This is a genomic window from Streptomyces sp. NPDC058683 (genome assembly GCF_042716195.1).
Taxonomy (GTDB): Bacteria; Actinomycetota; Actinomycetes; order Streptomycetales; family Streptomycetaceae; genus Streptomyces.
On sequence record NZ_JBHXSK010000073.1, the window covers coordinates 14,863 to 36,800 of the forward strand.

18 protein-coding genes are annotated in these 21,938 nt (G+C 73.0%); 4 read left to right on the forward strand and 14 right to left on the reverse strand.

Translation table 11 applies throughout. The features are described from left to right. Positions 1-71: 71 nt before the first annotated feature. The 3 genes from ACFWXC_RS47880 to ACFWXC_RS47890 all read right to left on the reverse strand — a co-directional run bounded on the left by ACFWXC_RS47880 (position 72) and on the right by ACFWXC_RS47890 (position 4,711). Positions 72-2,129: a tetratricopeptide repeat protein gene (locus ACFWXC_RS47880; protein WP_384489680.1), complete on the reverse strand. Its 2,058-nt coding sequence runs from the start codon at positions 2,127-2,129 to the stop codon at positions 72-74. Positions 2,130-2,301: 172 nt separating this feature from the next. Further along, positions 2,302-2,928, reverse strand: a complete 627-nt coding sequence (locus tag ACFWXC_RS47885) for an NUDIX domain-containing protein (RefSeq protein ID WP_384489682.1) — start codon at positions 2,926-2,928, stop codon at positions 2,302-2,304. A gap of 112 nt (positions 2,929-3,040) precedes the next feature. Next, a complete protein-coding gene (locus tag ACFWXC_RS47890) occupies positions 3,041-4,711 on the reverse strand; it encodes a CTP synthase (RefSeq protein WP_384489684.1) in 1,671 nt (556 codons plus the stop codon). 513 nt (positions 4,712-5,224) lie between these two features. Here ACFWXC_RS47890 and ACFWXC_RS47895 point away from each other — a divergent pair. From ACFWXC_RS47895 to ACFWXC_RS47905, 3 genes are all read left to right on the forward strand, one after another. Beyond that, positions 5,225-7,027 carry a glycoside hydrolase family 15 protein gene (locus ACFWXC_RS47895; RefSeq protein WP_351740322.1) on the forward strand — a complete coding sequence of 601 codons (1,803 nt, stop codon included), beginning with the start codon at positions 5,225-5,227 and terminating at the stop codon, positions 7,025-7,027. Between the two features lie 135 nt (positions 7,028-7,162). Then, positions 7,163-8,545, forward strand: coding sequence for an FAD-binding oxidoreductase (locus ACFWXC_RS47900; RefSeq protein ID WP_384489686.1), 1,383 nt, complete (start codon positions 7,163-7,165; stop codon positions 8,543-8,545). Between the two features lie 43 nt (positions 8,546-8,588). Further along, positions 8,589-10,229 (forward strand): PucR family transcriptional regulator, encoded by a 1,641-nt coding sequence (locus ACFWXC_RS47905; RefSeq protein ID WP_384489688.1) that lies wholly within the window; start codon positions 8,589-8,591, stop codon positions 10,227-10,229. Positions 10,230-10,232: 3 nt separating this feature from the next. Here the strand turns inward: ACFWXC_RS47905 and ACFWXC_RS47910 are convergent, their stop codons facing one another. The 10 genes from ACFWXC_RS47910 to ACFWXC_RS47955 all read right to left on the reverse strand — a co-directional run bounded on the left by ACFWXC_RS47910 (position 10,233) and on the right by ACFWXC_RS47955 (position 19,371). After that, entirely contained in the window at positions 10,233-11,363 is a 1,131-nt protein-coding gene (locus ACFWXC_RS47910; protein WP_384489690.1) for a glycosyltransferase family 4 protein, read from the reverse strand. Positions 11,364-11,665: 302 nt separating this feature from the next. Next, entirely contained in the window at positions 11,666-12,760 is a 1,095-nt protein-coding gene (locus ACFWXC_RS47915; RefSeq protein WP_384489692.1) for an ACP S-malonyltransferase, read from the reverse strand. Next, positions 12,717-13,412 (reverse strand): 4'-phosphopantetheinyl transferase family protein, encoded by a 696-nt coding sequence (locus tag ACFWXC_RS47920; protein WP_384489694.1) that lies wholly within the window; start codon positions 13,410-13,412, stop codon positions 12,717-12,719. The genes ACFWXC_RS47915 and ACFWXC_RS47920 overlap by 44 nt, the downstream gene beginning before the upstream one ends. 43 nt (positions 13,413-13,455) lie before the next feature. Next, positions 13,456-14,223: an alpha/beta hydrolase gene (locus ACFWXC_RS47925; RefSeq protein WP_384489696.1), complete on the reverse strand. Its 768-nt coding sequence runs from the start codon at positions 14,221-14,223 to the stop codon at positions 13,456-13,458. Next, the gene (locus tag ACFWXC_RS47930; protein ID WP_384489698.1) at positions 14,220-15,560 is read right to left on the reverse strand and encodes a beta-ketoacyl-[acyl-carrier-protein] synthase family protein; all 1,341 of its coding nucleotides are present in this window, start codon (positions 15,558-15,560) and stop codon (positions 14,220-14,222) included. The genes ACFWXC_RS47925 and ACFWXC_RS47930 overlap by 4 nt, the downstream gene beginning before the upstream one ends. Further along, positions 15,557-16,984, reverse strand: a complete 1,428-nt coding sequence (locus ACFWXC_RS47935) for a beta-ketoacyl synthase N-terminal-like domain-containing protein (RefSeq protein ID WP_384489700.1) — start codon at positions 16,982-16,984, stop codon at positions 15,557-15,559. Before ACFWXC_RS47935 ends, ACFWXC_RS47930 begins: the two co-directional genes overlap by 4 nt. Then, positions 16,974-17,792, reverse strand: a complete 819-nt coding sequence (locus tag ACFWXC_RS47940; RefSeq protein WP_384489702.1) for an SDR family NAD(P)-dependent oxidoreductase — start codon at positions 17,790-17,792, stop codon at positions 16,974-16,976. Before ACFWXC_RS47940 ends, ACFWXC_RS47935 begins: the two co-directional genes overlap by 11 nt. After that, positions 17,792-18,262 carry a hypothetical protein gene (locus tag ACFWXC_RS47945; protein ID WP_384489704.1) on the reverse strand — a complete coding sequence of 157 codons (471 nt, stop codon included), beginning with the start codon at positions 18,260-18,262 and terminating at the stop codon, positions 17,792-17,794. The genes ACFWXC_RS47940 and ACFWXC_RS47945 overlap by 1 nt, the downstream gene beginning before the upstream one ends. 76 nt (positions 18,263-18,338) lie before the next feature. Next, positions 18,339-19,109, reverse strand: coding sequence for an SDR family NAD(P)-dependent oxidoreductase (locus ACFWXC_RS47950; RefSeq protein WP_384489705.1), 771 nt, complete (start codon positions 19,107-19,109; stop codon positions 18,339-18,341). Continuing rightward, positions 19,102-19,371: a phosphopantetheine-binding protein gene (locus ACFWXC_RS47955; protein WP_384489707.1), complete on the reverse strand. Its 270-nt coding sequence runs from the start codon at positions 19,369-19,371 to the stop codon at positions 19,102-19,104. Before ACFWXC_RS47955 ends, ACFWXC_RS47950 begins: the two co-directional genes overlap by 8 nt. 411 nt (positions 19,372-19,782) lie before the next feature. Here ACFWXC_RS47955 and ACFWXC_RS47960 point away from each other — a divergent pair, with 411 nt between their 5' ends. After that, on the forward strand, positions 19,783-20,397 hold the full coding sequence (locus ACFWXC_RS47960; RefSeq protein ID WP_384489709.1) for a helix-turn-helix domain-containing protein: 615 nt from the start codon (positions 19,783-19,785) through the stop codon (positions 20,395-20,397). Between the two features lie 227 nt (positions 20,398-20,624). Here the strand turns inward: ACFWXC_RS47960 and ACFWXC_RS47965 are convergent, their stop codons facing one another. Then, positions 20,625-21,938, reverse strand: coding sequence for an alpha-amylase family protein (locus ACFWXC_RS47965; protein WP_384489711.1), 1,314 nt, complete (start codon positions 21,936-21,938; stop codon positions 20,625-20,627).

Consider the following 21,938-nt stretch of genomic DNA (forward strand, 5'->3'; position numbering starts at 1 on the left):
AGACACCGCAGGAGAACCGGCGGCAGAGCCAGTTTAATGAAGGCGTTCCGGCTGTCTAGCCTTTCATTGCATCAACCTTCGCCGGACTCGCTACGGATTTCGCAGGTGTTATCTCCCTGTTCCGGGTTGGAGTCCAGGTCGAGGGGCTCCTCACCCAGCATGCGCTCGGCGGCGGAGCGGTGCAGGCTCGCGGCGGTGGAGTCGCCAAGGCGCTCCAGCGTGTCGGCGAGCCGCAGCTGGAGCGCGGCCTGGAGCCGGGCGTCCTCGGCGCGGCGCGCCCACTCCACCGCCTCCTGGCACGTGCGCAGCGACTCCGCGGGCCGGCCGGCGTACTCCTGGACCCGGGCCAGCTCGCTCAACGCCCGCGCCTGGGCGGCCACATCGCCGTTCTTGCGGTGTCCGGACACGGCCGCCCGCCAGGCCCGCAGCGCCTCGCCGTAGCGGCCCGCGTAGGTGTGCGCACCGGCGATGCGGCCGTAGAGCCGGGCGGCCTCGGCGCGCTCGTCGCGGGCGAGGCGCTGGGCGAGGGCGCGGCCGAACCAGTCGGCGGCCCGGTCGTAGTCCCCCATCTCCTGGTAGGCACCACCTACGGATTCCATTGCGCGGCCGGTCGCGTACGGGTCATTTGCATGGCGTCCGGCGTCCAGAGCAGACCGATAGCGCACCAGAGCGTCAGCGGTACGCCCCGTCTGCGCGTCCAGGTCGGCCAGGTTCAGCAGCGCGGCGGCCTGCTCGCGGGGCAGGTGGCGGCGCTCGGCGACATCCAGGACGAGCCGGTGGATCCCGTACAGGTCGGGGGCGGCCGCCTGGGTGCCGAAGTGTGCCGCCATGGCCTTGACCAGCTGGGACATCAGCCGGCGGGCCAGGGTGTCCAGCTCGCCGTCGGCGACCGCCGCGCGGGCCGCGGCGAGCAGGGCCGGGCGCCGGTCCCGCAGCCAGTCGGCGGCGGCCCGGGGGGTGGGGAAGCGCAGCTCGCGGGGCAGGGCCTGGAGCTTCTCGCGGGCCTGCGGGTTGTCGGTCTCGGTGATCGCCCGGCAGGACTGCAGCAGCCGTACCGTGCGCTCCAGCATCCGGGCCCGGGCCAGCTGGAGTTCCCCGGCGCGTTCCTGGGTCTCGGCCAGCCCCCGGAGCAGGGGGTGCAGACAGCCGGGAACCTCGTACTGGGGCAGCGGGGTGGTCCCGGGGCGCAGCAGGTTGAGGCGGACCAGCTCGTCCAGGGCGGTGCGGGCGGTGTCGACCGAGCAGCCGGCCAGGGAGGAGGCGGTGTGCGGGTCGACCAGGCCGGCCGGGGCCAGCGAGAGAAGTCGCAGTATCCGGGCGGTCTGGGCGGCCAGGTCGTCGTGGACGAACCGGAAGACCCGGGCGAGGGCGGTGGCGTCCTCGGGGTCGGCGTGCAGCCGCTTGGCGAGGTCGGAGACGGCCACCTGGGGGTGTGCCGCCAGCCAGCCGCCCGCCAGGGTGAGCGCGGCCGGCTGCCCCTGGCACACCTCGACCAGCGCCTCGGCGGACCGCGGGTCGACGGTGATGCGGACCGAGCCGGTGTACCGGGCGAGGAGTTCCACGGCCGACTTGGTGTCGAGGCCGCCCAGGGTGCACGGGCGGACGTCGGAGATCCCGGTGAGCGGACCGCCGGAGACGGCGACGGCCAGGCAGTCGGGGGTGTCCGGGAGCAGTGCGTCGACGTGTTCGGCGCCGGGCGCGTCGTCGAGGAGGAGCAGCATCCGGCGCCCGGCGAGGGCGGTGCGCAGGGCGTGGGTGAGGTCGTCCTCGGCGGCGCCGGCCGGGGTGGGCAGCCGCAGGGCGCTGAGGAGTTCACGGGCGGTGCGCTCGATGGGGACGGGGGTGCCGTCGGGCTCGGCGAGGCGGGCGCGCAGCACCCCGTCGGGGTAGTCGGCGGCGACCCGTCGGACGAGTTCCCCGGCGAGGGCGGTGCGGCCGGAACCGGGTCTGCCCGCGATGAGTAGGACCCGGGCGCGGGGGGCCTTGCGGCCGGCGATGGTGTCCAGGCCCGCGCGCTCGATGTCGGCGCGCAGTTCCTTCAACTCCCTTGTACGGCCCAGGAATTCGTCGTCCGTGGCCGCGGGCGCCGACACTCGTGCGCCGCCTGTGTCCACCGCCTGATCCGTCACGGGCCACACTCCCGTCCCACCGCACACGCATGCCCGCCGGGACTCCGGTTCGGGCGTTTCGGCTCAATCGCGTCGAGCCTAGTTCACGTGCACGGACGTTCCGGGTGGAGCACGGCGGGCACATCGCCCGATCGGATCAGGCGATGGTCACACCGGACCGCCTGACGGAGGGTCAGGACGCGAAGGGACGGGCCGGCCAGGGCGCATCCGCCGGGCGCAGCGTGTCGAGGCCGTCGCCGGTGCGGGCGGCGACCAGCGAGAGCACGCCCGTCACCAGGCAGTTGTTGTGCACATCGCCCGCGAGCACCAGGCGCACCAGCTCGGCGACCGGCACCCGCGCGTACTCCAGGTCGATCTCCTCGTGCTCCGTCTCGAAGCGCTCGCCCTCGGCCTCGGAGAGATCACGGGCCAGGAAGATCCGTACGGCTTCGTCGCAGCCGCCGGGGGTGGTGTAGAGGTCGGTCAGCACCCGCCAGTCCTCGGCCTTGACGTGTGCCTCCTCGTACAGCTCGCGCTGGGCCGCGTGCAGCGGGTTCTCGCCGGGGACGTCGAGCAGCCCGGCCGGGATCTCCCAGAGCTTCTGCCGGACCGGGTGCCGGTACTGGCGGATGAGCAGCACCCGGTCCTCCTCGTCGAGGGCGAGGACGGCGACCGAGCCGGGGTGGACCTGGTAGTCGCGGCGGACCACCGAGCCGTCGGGCATGACCACCTCGTCCGTGCGGACGGAGGTCTTGTTGCCCACGAAGGGGGTCTCCGTCGCCCGGATCTCCCACTCCTCGTGAGTGTCCTTGATCGTCATGCCCTGCCCTTCCCCACACGCTTCCAGAAGACCGGCCAGGAACACCGGCCGGATGAAACCGGGGTGCCCACCCTTTGAAGGTATGCGCCCCGGCCACCGTACAACCGGTGTGTCACTTCGAATTCGACTGCTCGGCCTCGGCCTGCTGACGGGCGACCGCGGCCTTCACCAGGCCCGCGAACAGCGGGTGCGGGCGGGTCGGGCGGGAGCGCAGCTCCGGATGGGCCTGGGTGGCGACCAGGTAGGGGTGGACGTCGCGCGGGTACTCGACGTACTCGACGAGCTTGCCGTCCGGGGAGGTGCCGGAGAACTGGATGCCGGCCTTCTTCTCCAGCTCCGCGCGGTAGGCGTTGTTCACCTCGTAGCGGTGCCGGTGGCGCTCCTCGACGTACTCCTTGCCGTCGTACACCTCGCGCACGATGGAGCCCTCGGCCAGCTTGGCCGGGTACATGCCCAGGCGCATGGTGCCGCCCATGTCGCCCTCGCCGGCGACGATGTCCAGCTGCTCGGCCATGGTGGAGATGACCGGGTGGCCGGTGGCGGAGTCGAACTCGGTGGAGTTGGCGTCCGGGATGTCGGCCAGGTTGCGCGCGGCCTCGATCACGATGCACTGCAGGCCCAGGCAGAGGCCGAGCAGCGGGATCCGGTTCTCGCGGGCGTACTTGATCGCGCCGACCTTGCCGAGCACACCGCGGTCGCCGAAGCCGCCGGGGATGCAGATGCCGTCGACGTCGGCGAGCTGCGCGGCGGCGCCGGCCGGGGTCCTGCAGTCGTCCGACGTCACCCACTTGATCTTCACGCGGGCCTTGTTGGCGAAGCCGCCGGCGCGCAGCGCCTCGGTGACCGAGAGGTAGGCGTCGGGCAGGTCGATGTACTTGCCGACCAGGGCGAGGGTGATCTCGTGGTCGGGGTTGTGGACGCGGTCGAGCAGGTCGTCCCAGGTCCGCCAGTCCACATCGCGGAACGGCAGGTCCAGCTTCCGGACGACATAGGCGTCCAGGCCCTCGCCGTGCACGGTCTTCGGGATGTCGTAGATCGACCGGGCGTCCGGGCAGGCGACGACCGCGGCCTCGTCGACGTCGCACATCAGCGAGATCTTGCGCTTGATGGCGGTCGGCACCTCGCGGTCGCAGCGCAGCACGATGGCATCCGGCTGGATACCGATGTTGCGCAGGGCGGCCACCGAGTGCTGGGTGGGCTTGGTCTTCAGCTCGCCGGACGGCCCGATGTAGGGCAGGAGCGAGATGTGCACCACGAAGACGTTGTCCCGGCCGACCTCGTGGCGGACCTGGCGGACGGTCTCCAGGAACGGCAGCGACTCGATGTCGCCGACCGTGCCGCCGACCTCGGTGATGACGACGTCCACCTCGTCGGTGGCCATCCGGCGGATGCGGTGCTTGATCTCGTTGGTGATGTGCGGGATGACCTGGACCGTGTCGCCCAGGTATTCGCCGCGCCGTTCCTTGGCAATCACCGTCGAGTAGACCTGACCTGTGGTGACGTTGGCGGAGCCGTCCAGGTCACGGTCGAGGAAACGCTCGTAGTGGCCGATGTCCAGGTCGGTCTCGGCGCCGTCGTTGGTGACGAACACCTCACCGTGCTGGAAGGGGTTCATCGTGCCCGGGTCGACGTTCAGGTACGGGTCGAGCTTCTGCATCACCACACGCAGGCCGCGGGCCTTGAGCAGCATGCCCAGGCTGGAGGCGGTGAGGCCCTTGCCGAGCGAGGAGGCGACACCCCCGGTGACGAAGATGTGCTTGGTCGTCGTAGATTTCGGCGGCATGGCCAAGAGGGTGCTCCCGTGGTCGCGGTCTGTCATGCGGTACGGCCGCCCTCCGGAGGTTTCCGGGGGTGCCGTCGCGGCGGTTCGGGGGTTTCGTGCCCACCGGTCCACGGGCTACCAGGGTATCAGCGCCGCGGAGAGATGGCTTCCGGCCACGCTCCGTACACACATCGGCACAGACGTGGGGCCTGGCTTACCGGGTTTTCACCCAGGGCTCACCCATTCGGCCCACACGGGTTGCCCGGAGCGGCACGCAGATCATCTACGTGCGTCGTATCCTGCTCGGACACTCGCTGCCGAGCCGGCCGGAAAACACGGCACACCCCCGCCCGTCATCCCCGGAACAACGAGAGCTTGGCAGTTCGTTGAGCTATGACTGTCGTTTTGCCTCAGGGCGCGGCGGGCTGCTTTGCTTCACCGCTTAACGACGCACAACAACAACCCCCCTTGACCGCACTAGCGACAGCCCCCTTTTGCCTGGGGGGTGACGTGGCCGTTCGACTGGAGTTGCACGTGGCCGGGCGCATCGAAGATTACGCACTCATCGGAGACATGCAGACCGCTGCCCTGGTCTGCCGGGACGGCACGGTGGACTGGCTGTGCCTGCCCCGCTTCGACTCGCATGCCATCTTCGCCGGTCTGCTCGGCACCGAGGAACACGGCTTCTGGCGGCTCGGCCCGGCACACGCGGCCGACTCCCAGCCGCCGACCGCGGCCCGCCGCACCTACCGCGGCGACTCGCTGATCCTGGAGTCGGAGTGGGACACCCCGCGCGGCACGGTCCGGGTGACCGATTTCATGCCCCCGCGTGACGGCGCGCCCCAGCTGATCCGGATCGTCGAGGGCGTCACCGGCCGGGTGCCGATGCGCTCGGTGCTGCGGATGCGGTTCTCCTACGGCCGGGTGGTCCCGTGGGTGCACAAGCACGAGGGCCGTACGGTCGCCGTCGCCGGCCCCGACTCGGTGTGGTTCGACACCTCCGCGGAGACCTACGGCAAGTCGCTCACCACCTACGCCGACTTCACCGTCGCCCCCGGCGACCGGATCGCGTTCACCATCTCGTGGCAGCCCTCGCACAAGGAGCCGCCGGCGCTGCCGGAGCCCGAGCAGTCGCTGGAGGCGACCGAGGAGTTCTGGCGGGAGTGGGTCGAGCACTGCACGTACCACGGCCCCTACCGCGAGGCGGTGATCCGCTCCCTGATCACGCTGAAGGCGCTGACCTACGCCCCGACGGGCGGCATCGTCGCCGCGCCCACCACCTCGCTGCCCGAGGACATCGGCGGCGTCCGCAACTGGGACTACCGGTACACCTGGCTGCGTGACGCGGCCATCACCCTCTCCTCGCTGCTGCGCACCGGCTATCGCGAGGAGGCCCGCGCCTGGCGCGAGTGGCTGCTGCGCTCGGTCGCCGGCGACCCGGAGAACCTGCAGATCATGTACGGCATCGCGGGCGAGCGCGAGCTGGGCGAGGCCGAGCTGGACTGGCTGCCGGGATACGAGAACTCGACCCCGGTACGGGTCGGCAACGGCGCGGCACACCAGCTCCAGCTGGACGTCTACGGCGAGGTCATCGAGGCCCTGCACCTGGCCCACATGACCGGCCTCGCCCGCAACGACTACGCCTCCCTCCTCCAGCTCAAGCTCATCCGCTACCTGGAGGACCACTGGGACGAGCCGGACGAGGGCATCTGGGAGGTGCGCGGGCCGCGCCGGCACTTCGTGCACTCCAAGGTGATGGCCTGGGTCGCGGTGGACCGCACCATCAAGCTGATCGAGTCCGGGGACGCGGACGGCCCGCTGGAGCGCTGGAAGGAACTGCGCGACGACATCCACCGGGACGTCTGCGAGCGGGGCTACGACAAGGAGCGGAACACGTTCACGCAGTCGTACGGCTCGCAGGAGCTGGACGCGTCGCTGCTGCTGATCCCCCAGATGGGTTTCCTGCCGCCGGACGACAAGCGGGTCATCGGCACCATCGAGGCGATCCAGCGCGAGCTGTCCACCTCGGACGGCTTCATCCTGCGCTACCCGACCTCGGGCGGCGACGAGGGCGTCGACGGCCTTCCCGGTGACGAGGGGGCGTTCCTGGCCTGTTCGTTCTGGATGGCGGACGACCTCGCGATGATCGGCCGCGTCGACGAGGCCCGCAAGCTGTTCGAGAAGCTGCTCGCGCTGCGGAACGACCTCGGGCTGCTCGCGGAGGAGTGGGATCCGCGGCTGAAGCGGCAGGTGGGGAACTTCCCGCAGGCATTCAGCCACGTGCCGCTGATCGACACGGCGCTGCGGCTGACCGCGTCGGGGGCGTACGGCGGGTAGTCGTCCGCGGGTGCGTGGGGGCTGGTCGCGCCCACGCGGCGGCAGCCGCATGTCCGACGCTTCCCCGTGCCCCTGACGGGGCGCTCACGCTTAGGCTGGTCAGGAGTGACTCCCCGATTTCGGAAGGGGGCGGCCATGGCTCCCCCGTCGAAGGCGCACACGGCGCTTGCCGCGCTTCGTGAGGATCTGGTCGGTGCGGTGTTCGCGCCGGGGGACGTCGGGTACGACGACGCCCGTGCCGTCTTCAACTCCATGATCGACCGGCGGCCCGCCGTGATCGCCCAGTGCGCCGACGACGCCGACGTGGTCCGCGCGGTGCGGTTCGGCCGGGACCTGGACCTGGCGATCGCGGTGCGCGGTGGCGGCCACAGCGTGGCGGGCGCGGCGAGCGGCGACGGCGCGCTCGTGGTGGACCTGCGCCGGATGCACGCGGTGACCGTCGACCCGGCGGCGGAGGCGGTACGGGTGCAGGGCGGCGCCACGACGAGCGATCTGGACCGGGCGACCGAGCCGTACGGCCTGGCCACCACCGGCGGCCGGGCCCCCACCACCGGCGTCGGCGGGTTCGTGCTGGGCGGCGGGACGGGCTGGCTGGACCGCGCCTTCGGCCTGGCCGTCGACAACCTGCTCGGCGTCGAGCTGGTCACCGCCGAAGGCGAGCGCGTGCACGCGAACGCCGACGAGAACCCGGAGCTGTTCTGGGCCCTGCACGGCGGCGGCGGGAACTTCGGCGTCGCCACCGCCCTCACCCTCGAACTGCACGAACTGCCGGCGTTCTCGATCGCGCTGCTGCTGTATCCGCCGCAGTCCGGCCCGGACGTGGTGCGCACCTTCCGCGAGGTGATCCGCACCGGCCCCGACGAGGCGGCCGGCGTGGTGCAGTACCTCACCGGCCCGCCGCTGCCGTTCGTACCGGAGCACCTGGTGGGCAAGCCGGTGTGCGTCGCCCTGGTGACCTACGCCGGCGGCGAGGAGGGCCTGCGGAAGGTCGCCGAACCGTTGCTGGCGCTGCCGCACGAGGCGGAGGTGGTCGGCCCGATGCCGTACACCGAGGTCCAGTGCATGCTCGACTTCCCGTCCGGGCTGCGGAACTACTGGTCGGCCGAGTACCTGGCCGCGCTGCCCGACGAGGCGGTGGACGCCTACTGCGCCTGCGCGGACGGCATGCCGGTGCCGACCGGCACCCAGCACGTGCTGTTCCCGCAGGGCGGCGCGATCGCGGCCGGGCCCGCCGAGTACCCGGTGCCGTACCGGAGCGCGTCCTGGGCCGTGCACCCCTTCGGCATGTGGGCGGAGCCCGCCGACGACGAACGGGCGGTCGCCTGGGTGCGGGGCGTCCGGACCGCCGTGCGGCCCTGGTCCACCGGCGCGGTCTATCTCAACTTCATCGGCGACGAGGGCCCCGACCGGGTGCGGGACGGCCTGGGCACGGCGAACACGCTGCGGCTCGGCAAGGTGAAGCGGACCTGGGACCCCGACAACGTTTTCCGCTTCAACCACAACATCGAACCGCTCTAGCGGAAGGTGCCCGGAAGGCGTTCGCCCAGGTAGCGTCCGCTCCATGGACAGCGGTACGGGCAGCGGATTCGACACCCAGGGCGGGATCACCGTGCAGCGGGCGCTGGAGCTGCCCGGGCTGCGCAGCGGGCTCCCGGAGATCCTGGCGGGCGCCGACCGGCTGGGCCGGACCGTGCGCTGGGTGCACGCCGGCGAGGTGCCGAACATCGCCTCGCTGCTGAAGGGCGGCGAGCTGCTGCTCACCACCGGCTACGGCCTGGGCACCCGGCCGGGCGACCAGCGGGCGTTCGTGCGCACGCTCGCCGAGCGGGGCATCGCCGCCCTGGTGGTGGAGCTGGGTCCGCGTTTCTCCCGGCTGCCCGCGACCCTCGTCGACACCGCCCGGGCGACCGGGCTGCCGCTGGTGGTGCTGCACCGCGAGGTCCCCTTCGTGACGGTGACGGAGGAGATCCACACCGAGATCGTCAACCACCACTACACGCTCCTCCAGCGCGCCGAGGAGGTGCACCGCCGCTGCACCGAGGCCCTGCTGGGCGGTGGCGGAGTCCCCCAGGTCCTCGCGATCCTCGCCGGCTTCTGCGGCAACCCGGTCTTCCTGGAGACCACCGACGGCCAGCTGCTGTACGCCGCCGGACCGGGGCCCGAGGGCGCGGATCCGCTCCAGGTGTGGGAGGGGCTGCGCGGCCAGCACAAGAACGCGCCGCCGCCGACCGGGGCGGTCCTGGTGGACGTGCCGGGCGGCGGGCCGGGGACCGGCTCGGTGCGCGCCCGGCTGGTGCTGCTCCCGGTACGCGGGCCGCTCGCCCCCGTGCACCGCATCGCCGCCGAGCGGGCCGCCGGCATCCTGGCCGTCGTCCTGATGCAGGCCCGCCAGGAGGAGGAGCTGGCGGCCCGCGGCCGCGGCGACTTCCTGACCGACCTCGCCGAGGGCCGCATCACCGCGTCGGACGCCCCGGCCCAGGCCCGCGTCCTCGGCTTCAAGCCCGGCAGCAGCCCGCTGCTGCCGGTGGTCATGCGGGTCGGCGACTCCCTGTCCCCTGGCGGGGGCTGGGCGGTGCTGGCCCGGGCGGTCGGCGAGGAGCTGGCGGCCGTGGGCGTGCCCGTGCTCCTCGGCGTACGACCGGTGGAGGGCCGCGTCCCGCTCCTGCTGGGCCTGCGCTCGGAGGCCGAGCGGACGACGGTCGCGGACCGGGTCGCGGCGGCGCTGCGGGCGGGCGTGGAGCGCGCCGGGATGCAGCGCCCCGGGGCCGCTCCCCCGGTCGTGGTGGTCGGGGCGGCCGGCGGCTGGGCGGCCGCCTCGGCAGGCCTGCGGCACGCGGCCGAGACGGCGACGGCGGCCCAGGGCCTCTCCGACCGCCCCTGGTACGACGCCCGCCGCCTCGACATCGACCTTCTGCTGTGGCGGCTGCGCGACCACCCCGACCTGGCGGCCTTCGTCGACCGGGCGATCGGCCCGGTCCAGCACCACGACAACCGCTCCAAGCCGCCCTTGCTGCCCACCCTGGAGACCTATCTGGCGCACGCCGGCCGCAAGGCGGAGACGGCCCGCGAACTCCACCTCAACCGGCAGACGCTCTACAACCGCCTGGCCCGGATCGGCGAGTTGCTGGGCACCGACCTCGACGACCCCCAGGTGGTACTGGCGTTGAGCCTCGCCCTGCGGGCCCGCCGGCACGTCCCCTAGCGGCTACAACGGCCGGGGCTGGGTCAACTCGTCGTACACGCTGAGCACTTGGGTGACCGTCTCGTCCTCCGTCGGCCAGCTCGCCGCCTGCCGGGCGCCCTTCTCCCGCAGCTCCTCGCAGCGTTCGGGGTCGCCGAGCAGTCGCAGCACGGTGTCGGCGAGGGCGGTGGCGTCGCCGTACGGGACGAGTTCGGCCGCGTCGCCGACCAGGTCGGGGATACCGCCGACGGCGGTCGCGACGAGGGGCACGCGAGCATGCAGGGCCTCCTGGGCGAGCACCGAACGCGACTCCCAACTGCTGGGCAGCAGCGCCAGATCTGCGGCGGCGAGCAGTTCGGTGACGTCCTCGCGGCGGCCGATGAGCCGGGCGGGCAGCTCCTCGTCCTCGATCCGCCGCTGCAGCGCCGTACGCAGCGGCCCCTCCCCCGCGATGACGAGCAGCGGTACCGGATCGAGCCGGCCCCAGGCACGCGCCGCGTCCAGCAGGACGTCGTAGCCGCGGTGCCGGTCGAGGGAGCCGACGGCGATCAGCAACGGCCGTCCCATGGCGCCGAGTTCGGCCCGCACCTTGGGCCGCAGCCGGTCCGCCTCCTCCTCCACGGGCCGTCGCAGACCGGGCAGCGTCACGGCGGCGAGCCGCGCGTCCCGGGCGCCGGTACGGCGGGCCCGGTCCACCAGGTCGGAGGTGGTGCCCAGCACCACGGCGGCCGTCCGCACCACCCGCCGCTCCAGCATCCGCAGCAGATGCGCCCGGGCGCCCTCGGCCTCCGCCCGGCTGTGCCAGGTGACGATGAGCGGGGTACGGCGGCCGCTGAGCGCCAGCACGGCGCGGAAGGAGGCGTGCAGACCGTGCGCGTGCACCAGGTCGGCGTCGGTACAGGCCGCACGCAGCGCGGCCACCGACCCCGGGTCACTGCTGCGCGGCACATGGACATGGTCGGCGCCGACGCCCGAGAAGTCGTAGGCGCGGTCGGCCTCGACGGGGGCGCACACCGTGACCCGCACGCCCCGTGCGACAAGACCGGCGGCGAGCGAACGCACGTGCGCACTGCTGCCGGCGTTGCCACCGCCCAGCACCTGCACGGTGCGCAGCGGTGACTGACCGTGCGATGCGTTGCTGCTCACGGGGCTCACGCAGCCGGGCTCCTGTGTTCGGCGTCGGGCGGTCACGAGGGTACGTGGAGAAGGTATCGGGCCGAAGGGGTCACCGGGCGTGCCACCGCCGGGCACCGCGTCCCCGTCAAGGATGCCAGGACGTACGGGTGTTCCGGGAACCAGGGGAGCCACACGGGGTGGCAGGCCGGGGCAATGCGCGGGAGCACGCCACCCGTACGGGTGAAGGAGGTCCCGGACCGGCGGAACCTGCCGGGACCGGCGTGCCAAGGTCAGAGCGTGTTCCGGCGGTGGGCCGCGCGGGCCTCGTCGTTCGTCCGGCTTCACCCGGCCGGCGTACCCGCGACACCCCGGTCCCGGACCGCCGACCTGTTCGGCCGGCCGTCGGCGACGAGGGCGGCCAGCTGGGCCGGGGTGGCCACCGGGTGCACCGGGACCTGCGCCGGCAGCAGGCGGCGTCCGATGCCGGTCAGGGTCCTGCCGGGGCCGAGCTCGACGAGGCGCAGCGGGCCGCCGGGCAGGGTGGCCAGGGTCGCCATGGAGTCCGACCAGCGCACCGGCAGCACCAGTTGGCCGAGCATCCGCGCACGCCAGACGGCGGGGGCGTCGCCCTGGTGGGCCAGGCCGTCGACGTTGGCGATCACCGGGCACCGCCCGGGACGGACCGGGGTGCGGGCGACGGCGGTGGCGAGGCGGGACCGGGCGGCCGCCATCAGCGGGCTGTGGAAGGCCCCGCCGACCGGGATGCGGATCGCCCGCGCGCCGGTGGCCGTGGCCCGCTCCGTGAGGTCCGTGACGCCGGCGGGGCTGCCGGAGACCACGACCTGGTCGGGCCCGTTGACGTTGGCCACCCAGACCTCGGCACGCGCGGCCGTGCGCAGCCGGCCGGCCAGGAGTTCCGCCGTCCGCGCCACGTCCGGTCCGACCAGCACCGTCATCGTGCCGGGCACCCGGGCCGCCGCCTCGGCCATGGCCGCGCCGCGCTCGGCGACCAGCCGTACCGCGTCCTCGGGGTCGAGCACTCCGGCGGCGGTCAGCGCGGCGTACTCGCCGAGACTGTGCCCCGCGCACACGGCGGGGCGCAGCGTGCCCAGTGCCGTCCGCAGCGCGTCCAACACCACCATATCCAGCGTGAAGGTGGCGAGTTGGGCGTTGTCGGTACGGGTCAGCCGGTCGGCGTCGGTGTGCAGCAGGAGCTCGCCGAGGTCGCGGGCGCAGGCCTCGGACAGCCGCTCGACGACCTGCCAGTGCTCGGTGTCGCGCCAGGGTTCGTCCATCCCCGGGCGCTGCGCGCCCTGACCGGGGAAGAGCAGCCCGATCCGGGTGCCGGGCGGGGTGAGGGCGAGCGGGCTGTCGGGGTGGGCGGCGCCTGGTTCAGGTGGTTTCGAAGGCGAGGTGGGTGAAGTCGGAGCAGACAAGGTTCCAGTTCCTTCCTCGGACGGTGACGGCCGCGGTGAACCCTGCCCCGGGCCAGGGGCGCAGCTGGGTCCACTCGCCGGGCAGGCCGCTGGGCGCACCGGATCCCTCGGGCACCGCCAGGCGCCGGGCGGCATCCAGGGTCAGCCCGCGTCCGGTGGCCTTGAGCGCGGCTTCCTTGCCGGTCCAGCGGCGCAGCAGGGCGGCGCGCCGCCGGGCGGCCGGCAGCCGTGTGTAGGCGCGCAGTTCCTCGGGGGCGAGTACGGCGGCGGCCAGGTCGTCCAGGTCCGCCGCTCGCGACGGCCCGGCCGTGAGGTGTTCCAGGTCCGCGCCGACGGGAGCGCCCCGGCACACGGCGAGCAGCGCCCGGTCGCGGCTGTGGCTGAGGCTGAAGGCCAGTCCGTCGGGCCCCTGACCGGGCAGCTTGGGCTTGCCGTACCGGCCGTACTCCAGGGGGATCCGGGCCGGGGCGATGCCGGTGCACCGGGCGAGCACGGTACGCAGGGCGACCCGGGCGGCCGTCCAGCGGGCCCGGTCCGCCGGCAGCAGCAGGCGCTCGGCCCGAGCCCGTTCGTCCGGGCCGAGCACCTGTGCCGCCCGTGCGAGCCCGGTGCGCGCCACCGGACCGCTCAGGGGGATGCGCCAGACGCGCACCTCTCCTGGCGAGGGTGGGCCCGGCGGCACGACCGGTGTCATGTCAGCTCGCCCGGGCTGTGGGGCCGTTGGTGTCCGCGACCGGAGGCACCGGGGTCCCGAACACCTCGCTGAGGAAGGCCGGCAAGGACGCCCGGACCCCGGCGAAGGGCTCGTGGCCGCCCGGGTAGCGCTGCCAGATCACCGGGTGGCCCCAGGAGGCGAGCAGATCGCGCAGCCCCGCCCCGCTGCTCTCCGGCACGATCCAGTCGCGTGCCCCGTGTCCGATCCACACCGGCAGTCCGCTGTTCGCGGGGGCCGGGCGGCCCTCCGGGAGCAGCGCGGACAGGTCCGGGGGCAGGTACGGCGCGTACAGGGCCGTACCTGCCAGTGGTTCGGGGTGCCGCAGGGCCAGGGTCAGCGCGACCGTGGCGCCCTGGGAGAAGCCGGCGACCAGGGTCCGTTCGGCGCCGATCCGTGCGGTCTCCGCCGCCAGCAGGGGCCGCAGCCGGCGGTGCGCGGCGAGCAGGCCGGTGACGTCGATCCGGTCCAGCGCGAACAGGCTCTGCGGGAACCAGCACGGCACCGGCAGCCCGGTCAGCAGACTCGGCGCCTCGACGGGCGCGCGCGGGAACACCCCGCGCACGCCCGCGTCGGCGAGCCGCAGCCGGTCGGCCACGGCCACCAGGTCGGCGGGCACCTGGCCGACCCCGTGCAGCCACACCACGGTGGCGCGGTGTGCGCCGACGGGATCGGTCTCCTCCCGTTCGAGATCCCGTTCGAAATCCTGTCCGAGGTACTCCGGGCCGTCCGGGTGGTCCACCGTGCTCACCCCGGCTGCGGGGCCGGTCGCGGCGCCGCGGGTCGGCGGAAGAACATCGACGCGTACTGCCCGCCGAATCCGAAGGAGTTCTTCAGCATCGCCGCGACGGGCCGTTCCTGCGGGGTGAGCGAGGTGCGGACCGCGCACGCCGGATCGGGTTCGGTGGTGGTAGGCACCGGCGGTACGACCCCACGGCACATGGTGAGGGCGGAGGCCACCGTCTCCACGACACCGGAGGCCGCCGAGCCGTGCCCGGTCAGTGACTTCACCGCGCTGACGGGCAGGTCGGCCATCCGCTCACCGAAGACGCGGTGCAGGGCGCGGGCCTCGGTGACGTCGTTGAGGCGGGTGGAGGTGCCGTGCGCGTTGACGGCCTCGACCTGGTCGGGGGTCGCGCCGGCCTCGGCGAGCGCGGTGCGCATGACGCGCTCGACCATCTCCACGCGGGGCGCGGTCATGTGGCTGGTGTCCACCGCGAGCCCCCATCCCCCGACGACCGCATGGGTCCCGGCGAGCCCGCGGGCGGCGGCGTGCGCGGCCGTCTCCAGGACCAGGGCCCCGGCGGACTCGTTGATGACCATGCCGGTACGGCGCTTGTCGAAGGGCATGGACGCCTGCGCCGGGTCGCCCTTCCAGCGGGACAGCGCCATGAGCTGTCCGTACTGGGAGAGGACGTAGGGGGTGTTGCGGGAGACCGCGGCCGAGACGACGGCGTAGCGGGCCCGGCCGGACCGCAGCAGCCGGGCCGCCTCGGCGATGGCCCGCAGTCCGCCGGAGCAGGTGGCCTCCAGCCGGACGGGCAGGACGGCCGTGCCCAGTCGCTCGGCGATCTCCCTCGGGTAGACGGACAGGTCACGGGTCTCCAGCGGCAGGTTCCTGCCGCGCAGATACCGCAGCACCGCGGCGGGTTGGTTGCCGACGGAGTCGAAACGTCGGGCGAGGTCCTCCATATGGGTGACGTAGTCCTGCGGATCCGATCCGGTGGGGCCGGGCCACACCCGTGCGTAGACCAGGGCCGCGGGGCCGTCGAGGGCGGGGCGCTCGTCCAGGCGGGCGTCGGTCAGGGCCTGTTCCACACAGGCGTGCATGAGGGCGTCGCCCCAGGAGCGGCCGGGCGCGCCGTGTCCGGCGGCCACCTTCTCCCTGACGTCCTCCGGGATCAGCCCGGCGGTCCAGCCGCAGGGCAGCCCGGTGGTGTCCATCCGCTCCTCCAGGACGATCCCGGAGCGGCCTTCCAGGTTGGCCGACCAGAAGGTCTCCACGTCGCCGCCGATCGGGGTGACCACCCCCATACCGGTGATGACGATGTCGTCGGCGGCCTCGGTGAGGTCGGTGCGGTCGGTCATGCGCGTGCCTTCCCGTGGTCTGCGGTACGTCCGTCGGCGGCGGTTTCGGCCGCCGCTTCGGCCGCCGCTTCGGCCGCGGCGAGGAGCAGCGCGCCCGCCGCCGTGGCGCCGGCGCCCTGGTTGAGCGCCGTCAGCAGGACCGTCGCCGCCGGGGGCAGCGGGCGTACCTCGCCGATGACCGGGGCGAGGCCGCCGAGGGCGGGGTCGGGGTGGCCGAGCATGCCCACCGGGGGCAGTTCGCCCCGGGTGAGGCTCCGGACGGCCAGCGCGGTGTCGATCAGCGCGGAGCACTCGAACGCGTTGCCGATGGTGCCCTTGGACCCGGTCACGGGCACGCTCCCGGTGCGGGGCAGCACGGCCCCGGCCTCCACGGCGTCCAGCCGGACCGATCCGGCGCCGTGCGCCCACCACGCCGTGGGCGGGGCGGCCCGGCCGTCGAGCACGGCATCGACGGCGAGTCCGATGGCCGTGGGCAGGTCGGAGGCGGCCAGCACCTCGCAGCCGAGCAGCCGGGCCAGCGCGGGCCCGGCCGCGGCCTCGGCCCGCTCCAGCAGGACGGCCGCGGCGCCCTGTCCGGCGAGGCTGCCGGAGCGCTCGGCGTCGAAGGGCCCGGCGCCGGTGACGGCACGGGTGCCGAAGGGCTCGTCCTGGTCGAAGGCGGCCAGGCCGGTGACGGTCAGCGGCGCGCCCACGCCGACCACCAGGACCCGGTCCAGCTCGCCGGACTCCAGCAGGCGCACCGCGAGGGCGAGCGCGCCGGTGCCGCCGGCCGCGGCCTCGCCGTAGGCGGCGACGTTGGAGCCGCGGAAGCCGCTGGCCATGGAGACGAACTGGCCGAGCTGGGAGGGGATGCCCCGGATGTAGGAGTAGTCGGGTACCTCGTCGTGCAGGAACTTCACCAGGGGCCTGGAATCGGTGCGGTAGCGGGACGCGAGCTGCGGGATGACGTCGCTGAGCTCGTCCCCGCTGCTGGCGACGGCCATGACCGTGCCGCCGCGGACGTCCTCGGTCTCTCCGCTGATCCCGGCCTGTTCGAGTGCCTGACGGGCGGCGGCGACCGCCCAGCGGGCGGACTGGTTGGCGTACTTGCCGGCGTTGGCCCAGACGGGACCGGCCGGCCAGGTGATCTCCGAGGTGTCCACGGCGGCGGCCGGCCAGGGCAGACCGGAGGCCGGGGGGCCGTCGTCGCCCCCGTCGAAGAAGGTCTTGCCGGCCGCCATGGCCTCCCACAGCCGGGCGGCGCCGAGTCCGGCCGGGGAGATCACCCCGGTGCCGGTCACGACGATGCCGGGGGTCACCCGGGCGTCAGCCTCCGCGCGGCCGCCGGTCACGCGGGCGTCGGTCTCCGCGCGGCCGCCGGTCACGCGAGCGTCGGTCTCCGCGCGGCCGCCGGTCACGCGCCGGTCGGGGCGGTCACTCGGCACGGCGGCCTCCGCTGCCTATGCCGCCCCACAGGCGGTAGCCGCCGTCGACGGTGATGGTCTGTCCGGCGATCCAGGACGCCTCCTCCAGGCAGAGCAGGGCGACGACGTCGGCGCTGTTCTCCGGCGTGGTCATGCGCTCGCCCGGCCACGGGGAGACGGCCAGTTCCTTGGCGACGCCGTGCGCGAAGTCGGGGCGGACCTTGAAGACACCGGTCTGTACGAGCCCGGGCCGGACGCAGTTGGCGACGATGCCGTAGGGCGCCAGCTCGTAGGAGAGGTAGTCCGTCAGCGACTCCAGGCCGGCCTTGGCGGCCGCGAAGAGGCCGGCGCGCGGGATGATCCGGGTGGTGGTGGAGTTGGTGATGGTGATGAAGCGGGCTCCTTGGCGCTCGCGCATCAGCGGCAGCGCGTGCTTGGCGAGCAGCCAGGTGGCCCGGGAGTTGGTGTCCTGCACGAACTGCCAGTCGGCCAGGGAGGCGTCGGTGAGGCGGCTGAACTTCGTGGCGGCCGCGTTCTGGACGAGGATGTGCAGGTCGTGGTGGATCTCGCCGATCTCCGTGATCAGGTTCTCGATCTGTGCCGGGTCGCTCAGGTCGGCCCGGTGCAGGGTCACTTCCGTGCCCTGCTCGCCCAGTTCGGCGGCGAGTTCCTTGGCGGGGCGCTCCCGGTCGACGTAGTTGACGGCGAGGGTGGCGCCCCAGGCGGCGAGCTTGCGGCTGATGCCCTCGCCGATCCCGCGCGAACCGCCGGTCACCAGGGCGACCTTGCCCTTGAGCGGCTGGTACTGGTTGTCGTTGGGTGTCCCCATCACTGAGCCCTTCCCGTGGTGGCGGGCCGCTCGGCCCGCCGCAGCAGCACGACGCTCATGCGTCCGATGGCATAGGTCCGGTCGTTCTCGTCGAAGACCCGGCGGGTGGTCTCGATCAGGCCGATCCGGTCGTCGATCTCCGCCGCCCGGTCGGTGGAGGTGGTGAACCAGAAGGGGGTGTCCGGGTAGAGCGGCCGTACGAAGTCCCAGCCGAACCGGCGCATCCCGACGATGGCCGCCGGCGAGCCGTGCTGGACGACCCAGCCGGAGGTGATCGAGTGGATGAAGCCGCCGGGGACGATCCGCTGTCTGCGGTCGGTGCCCTGGGCGAAGGAGTCGCTGTCGTGCACCGGGTGCTTCTCGCCCATCAGGTCGAGGAGCTGGTCGAGGAGCGCCCCGCTGAAGACGAGCGGGCCGAACCTGCGTACCGGCGCGGCCGCGAGGTCCTCCCAGTACTTCACGTCTCCCACGGCCGGTCCCCCTTGTCGTCGGCGCTCCCGGCCCGGCTCACGAAGACCGCCCGGCTGTCGGTGTTCCCGGCCCGGCTCACCGGGACCGCCGTCCCGGGCCGCTGCGCATGACCATGCGGCCGCCGTCCACGGTGAAGGTCTGGCCCTGGATGTAGTCGGCCTCGTCCCGGGCGAGGAACGCGACCAGACCGCTGATGTCCTCCGGCAGTCCCCAGCGGGTGCCGTCCCCGTCGCTGCCGAGCCGGTCGGCCACGGCGGCGGTCATCTCGGTGCGCACCTTGCCGGGCGCCACGCAGTTGACCCGGATGCCCTTGCGGCCGACCTCCACCGCCAGGGCCCGGGTGAGCGACTCGATGCCGCCCTTGGACGCCGCGTAGGCGCTCTGCCCGGGTCCGGGGGTGCGCGCGGAGTTGGAGGAGATGTTGACGATGCGCCCCCAGCCCTGGTCGAGCATCACCGGCAGCACGGCCCGGCAGGTCAGGAAGGGGCCGGTGAGGTTGGTCCGCAAGACCCTCTCCCAGCGGCCGGTGCTGGTCACGGCGAGGAGCTGGTCGTCGATGACGGCGGCGTTGTTCACGAGGACGTGCAGCGCGCCGTCCTGTGCGGTCACCTTGTCCACCAGGTCGGCCACGGCGGCCTCGTCGCCGACGTCGGCCTGGTGCAGGGTGGCCCGGCCGCCGCCGGCCTCGATCTCGTTGACCACGGCACGCCCGGCGTCCAGGGCGCTGTGGCACACCACGTGCACGGTGAACCCGTCCTCGGCGAGCCGACGGGCGATGGCGGCGCCGATCCCGCGCGAGCCGCCGGTCACCACGGCGACCCGCGGGGCCGCGGCCGCCTCAGGCACGGCCGACGGCGCTGACGGCGGCCGCGATCGAGGCGACGCTGCGCTGGTGCGTGTCGGCGTCGGCGTTCCAGGCGTCCAGGTCGAACTCGGCACCGAAGTGGCGGTTGATGCGGCGGGCGAGCTGGAGCAGGTCGAGGGAGTCCAGGCCCAGGTCCTCGACGACTGACTGGCCCGCCTCGACGGTCTGGTCGGCGATACCGGGCTTGACTTCCTTGAGCAGTTCGATGATCTCGTCGAGGGTGGCGTTGGATGCCGTAGTCATGGGTTTCCTCCACGGAGGTCTGCTGTGGTGGGTACGGCCGGATTCCTGCGGCCGGCGAATCCATGCCAACAGAGCGCGGAATCCGATCGCAATGCGGCACCGGCGTGGCACACCGGACAGCGGGCGCGGAGGCGTTGCGCGCGTGTATGAAAACCCCTCGTTGCAGTGTCACAGCCCCATGGAATGCGTTTCTCCGCTTCTCGGACATGATGAATCAGAAATCCCGATCAAGCGGGGAGTCAGTACACCAAGGTAAAGCTAGGTAAATTACCCTTGACCTTCCTCAGGCACGGTTCATACGGTTGATCCGCGTCACGAACCCCTGCGGATCCGCATTCGTCTAGGTCACCCACAAGGCAAACATCCGAGAAACGTCCGCGAAACGTAATCTCGATTTACAGGGGGAAAGTCGTGGGACGCAGCACCGCTCCCATCCCACAGTCCGCGCCATATCACGAATTGGCCGAGTGGCTGCGCTTCCTGCGCCGGCGCTCCGGGCTGACGTACCGGCGGATGTCGCAGTTGATCGAAAAGGACGGGATCGCCGGGCCCGGCTGTTCGGCCGTGACGCTGCACCGCGCCGACCGGGGCACCCTGCTGCCCCGCCGCCAGGTCGTGGAGGCGTATGCGCAGATCTGCGGGGCCACCCGGCGGGAGGCTCGGCTGCGCTGGGAACGTGCCGCCCAGCTGGCGGGACCCGCCCAGGGCAGCGCGGGGCAGCCGGCGCCGGCGTTCTCCGCCCGGCGCAGGCTGGAATTCGTCCATCAGCCGGCCCACCTTCTGGTGGCGATGCACCGGGTGCGTCTGGCGGCCGGTCAGCCATCCCTGCGGGAATTGCAGAAGCGTGCCCGGGACCTGGGTGCGGGCCCGCTGCCGCGCAGCACCGTCGCCGATGTCCTGGCCGGCCTGCGCATGCCGTCGGAGGATCTCCTGGTCGCCTATGTCACGGCCTGCGGGGAGCAGGGCCATCTGGTGCCCCTCTGGCGGCACGCCTGGGCCCGGGCCCAGGACTCCTATCTGGCGTGACGGGGGGCCGGGCTCTCCCGGACGTGAAACAAAGCACGACCCGGACGCGAAGCGGCGTGAAACCAGCCGGAAAAAGATCCCTCGATTCCGACGATGACGTCACCCAAATATTGAGGACACCATTTCCGGTATTCCTTCCGGCCGACTCCTTGTGACCGCCCCCTTCTGGTCATCGATAACAATGCGGTCGACTGCTCCGAAATATTTCCGGTCGCCGGCACGGCATGTCAGGGGATTTCCGGCGCGGTGGCCACGCACCAGCCGGCACCGGCCAGGGACACGGTTCCGGACACGGCGTCCACGTCCCCGTCCCCGGCCGCCCGCTGCCAGGACGCGGCCGGAACCGACCCCGTGGCCTGCCCCGCGCCGAAGTTGAGCCCGACCGCGACGGCGGCACCGCCCGCGGGGTCGGTGAGGGTGTAGGTGAGCACCGCGTTGCCGAGCGTGTGGACCTGGGCGCGGGCCCGCACCAGCCAGGGGTTGCGGCGACGCAGCCCCACCAGCGTCTGATGGAGCCGTTCCACCGGCAGCCGACCGGGGTCGAGGCCCGCGGGACCGGCCGGAAACGCGGGCCGGATCGCGTCGTCCCCGCCTTCGCGCTCCTCCTTGACGCCTTGCAGCGCGCGCTCGTCACCCGCGTACACGGACGGGATCCCGCCGACGGTGAACAGCACGGTGAGGGCGTGGGCCAGCTGCCGGGAATCGCGCAGCCGGCTGGCGATACGGGTGACGTCGTGGTTGCCGACGAAGGTCTGCGGCGCGAAGGTGTCGAGCAGGGCGTTGTGCCGCTTGAACGCCCAGGCCAGTTCGTGCGGGTTGGCGTCGTTGAGCGAGCTCCAGATCGCCTTCCACAGTTCGTACTGCGTGACGGAGTCCAGGCCGCCCTCGGTCACATACGCGGTGTAGTCGCCGTGGATGACCTCGCCGCTGAACCACACCTGCGGATGGCGGGCCCTGACCCGGTCGGTGACGGTGCGCCAGAAGGCCCGCGGTACGGCGTACGCGGCGTCCAGCCGCCAGCCGTCCACACCCCGGTCGAGCCAGTGGTCGAGCACGCCGACCACATGGTCCGCGACGGCCGGGTTGGCGTGGTTGAGGGCGACGAGGTGGCGGTGCCCCTCGAAGGTGCGGAAGTCGTCGCCCTCCGGGACGAACCAGTCCGCGTACGGCGAGTCGGCGCCCTTGCGGACCACGTCGGCGAAGGGCCCGAAGGAGCGGCCCACATGGTTGAAGACCCCGTCCAGCAGGATCCGGACCCCGCGGCTCTTCGCCCGCTCGACCAGTTCGGTCAGGTCGTCCTCGGTACCCAGCCGTGCGTCGACGCGGAAGTGGTCGACGGTGTCGTAGCCGTGGGTCTCGGCGGCGAAGACCGGGCCGAGCGCGAGACCGTTGCAGCCCAGCCGGACCAGGTGGTCCAGCCAGTCGGCGAGGGCCGGCAACCGGTGCCGCGGGGGTTCGTCCGGGGGCAGGGCGGCACGCTCGGCGCCGAGGAAGCCAAGGGGGTGGACGTGCCACCAGATGGCGTGGTCGGACCAGGGCAC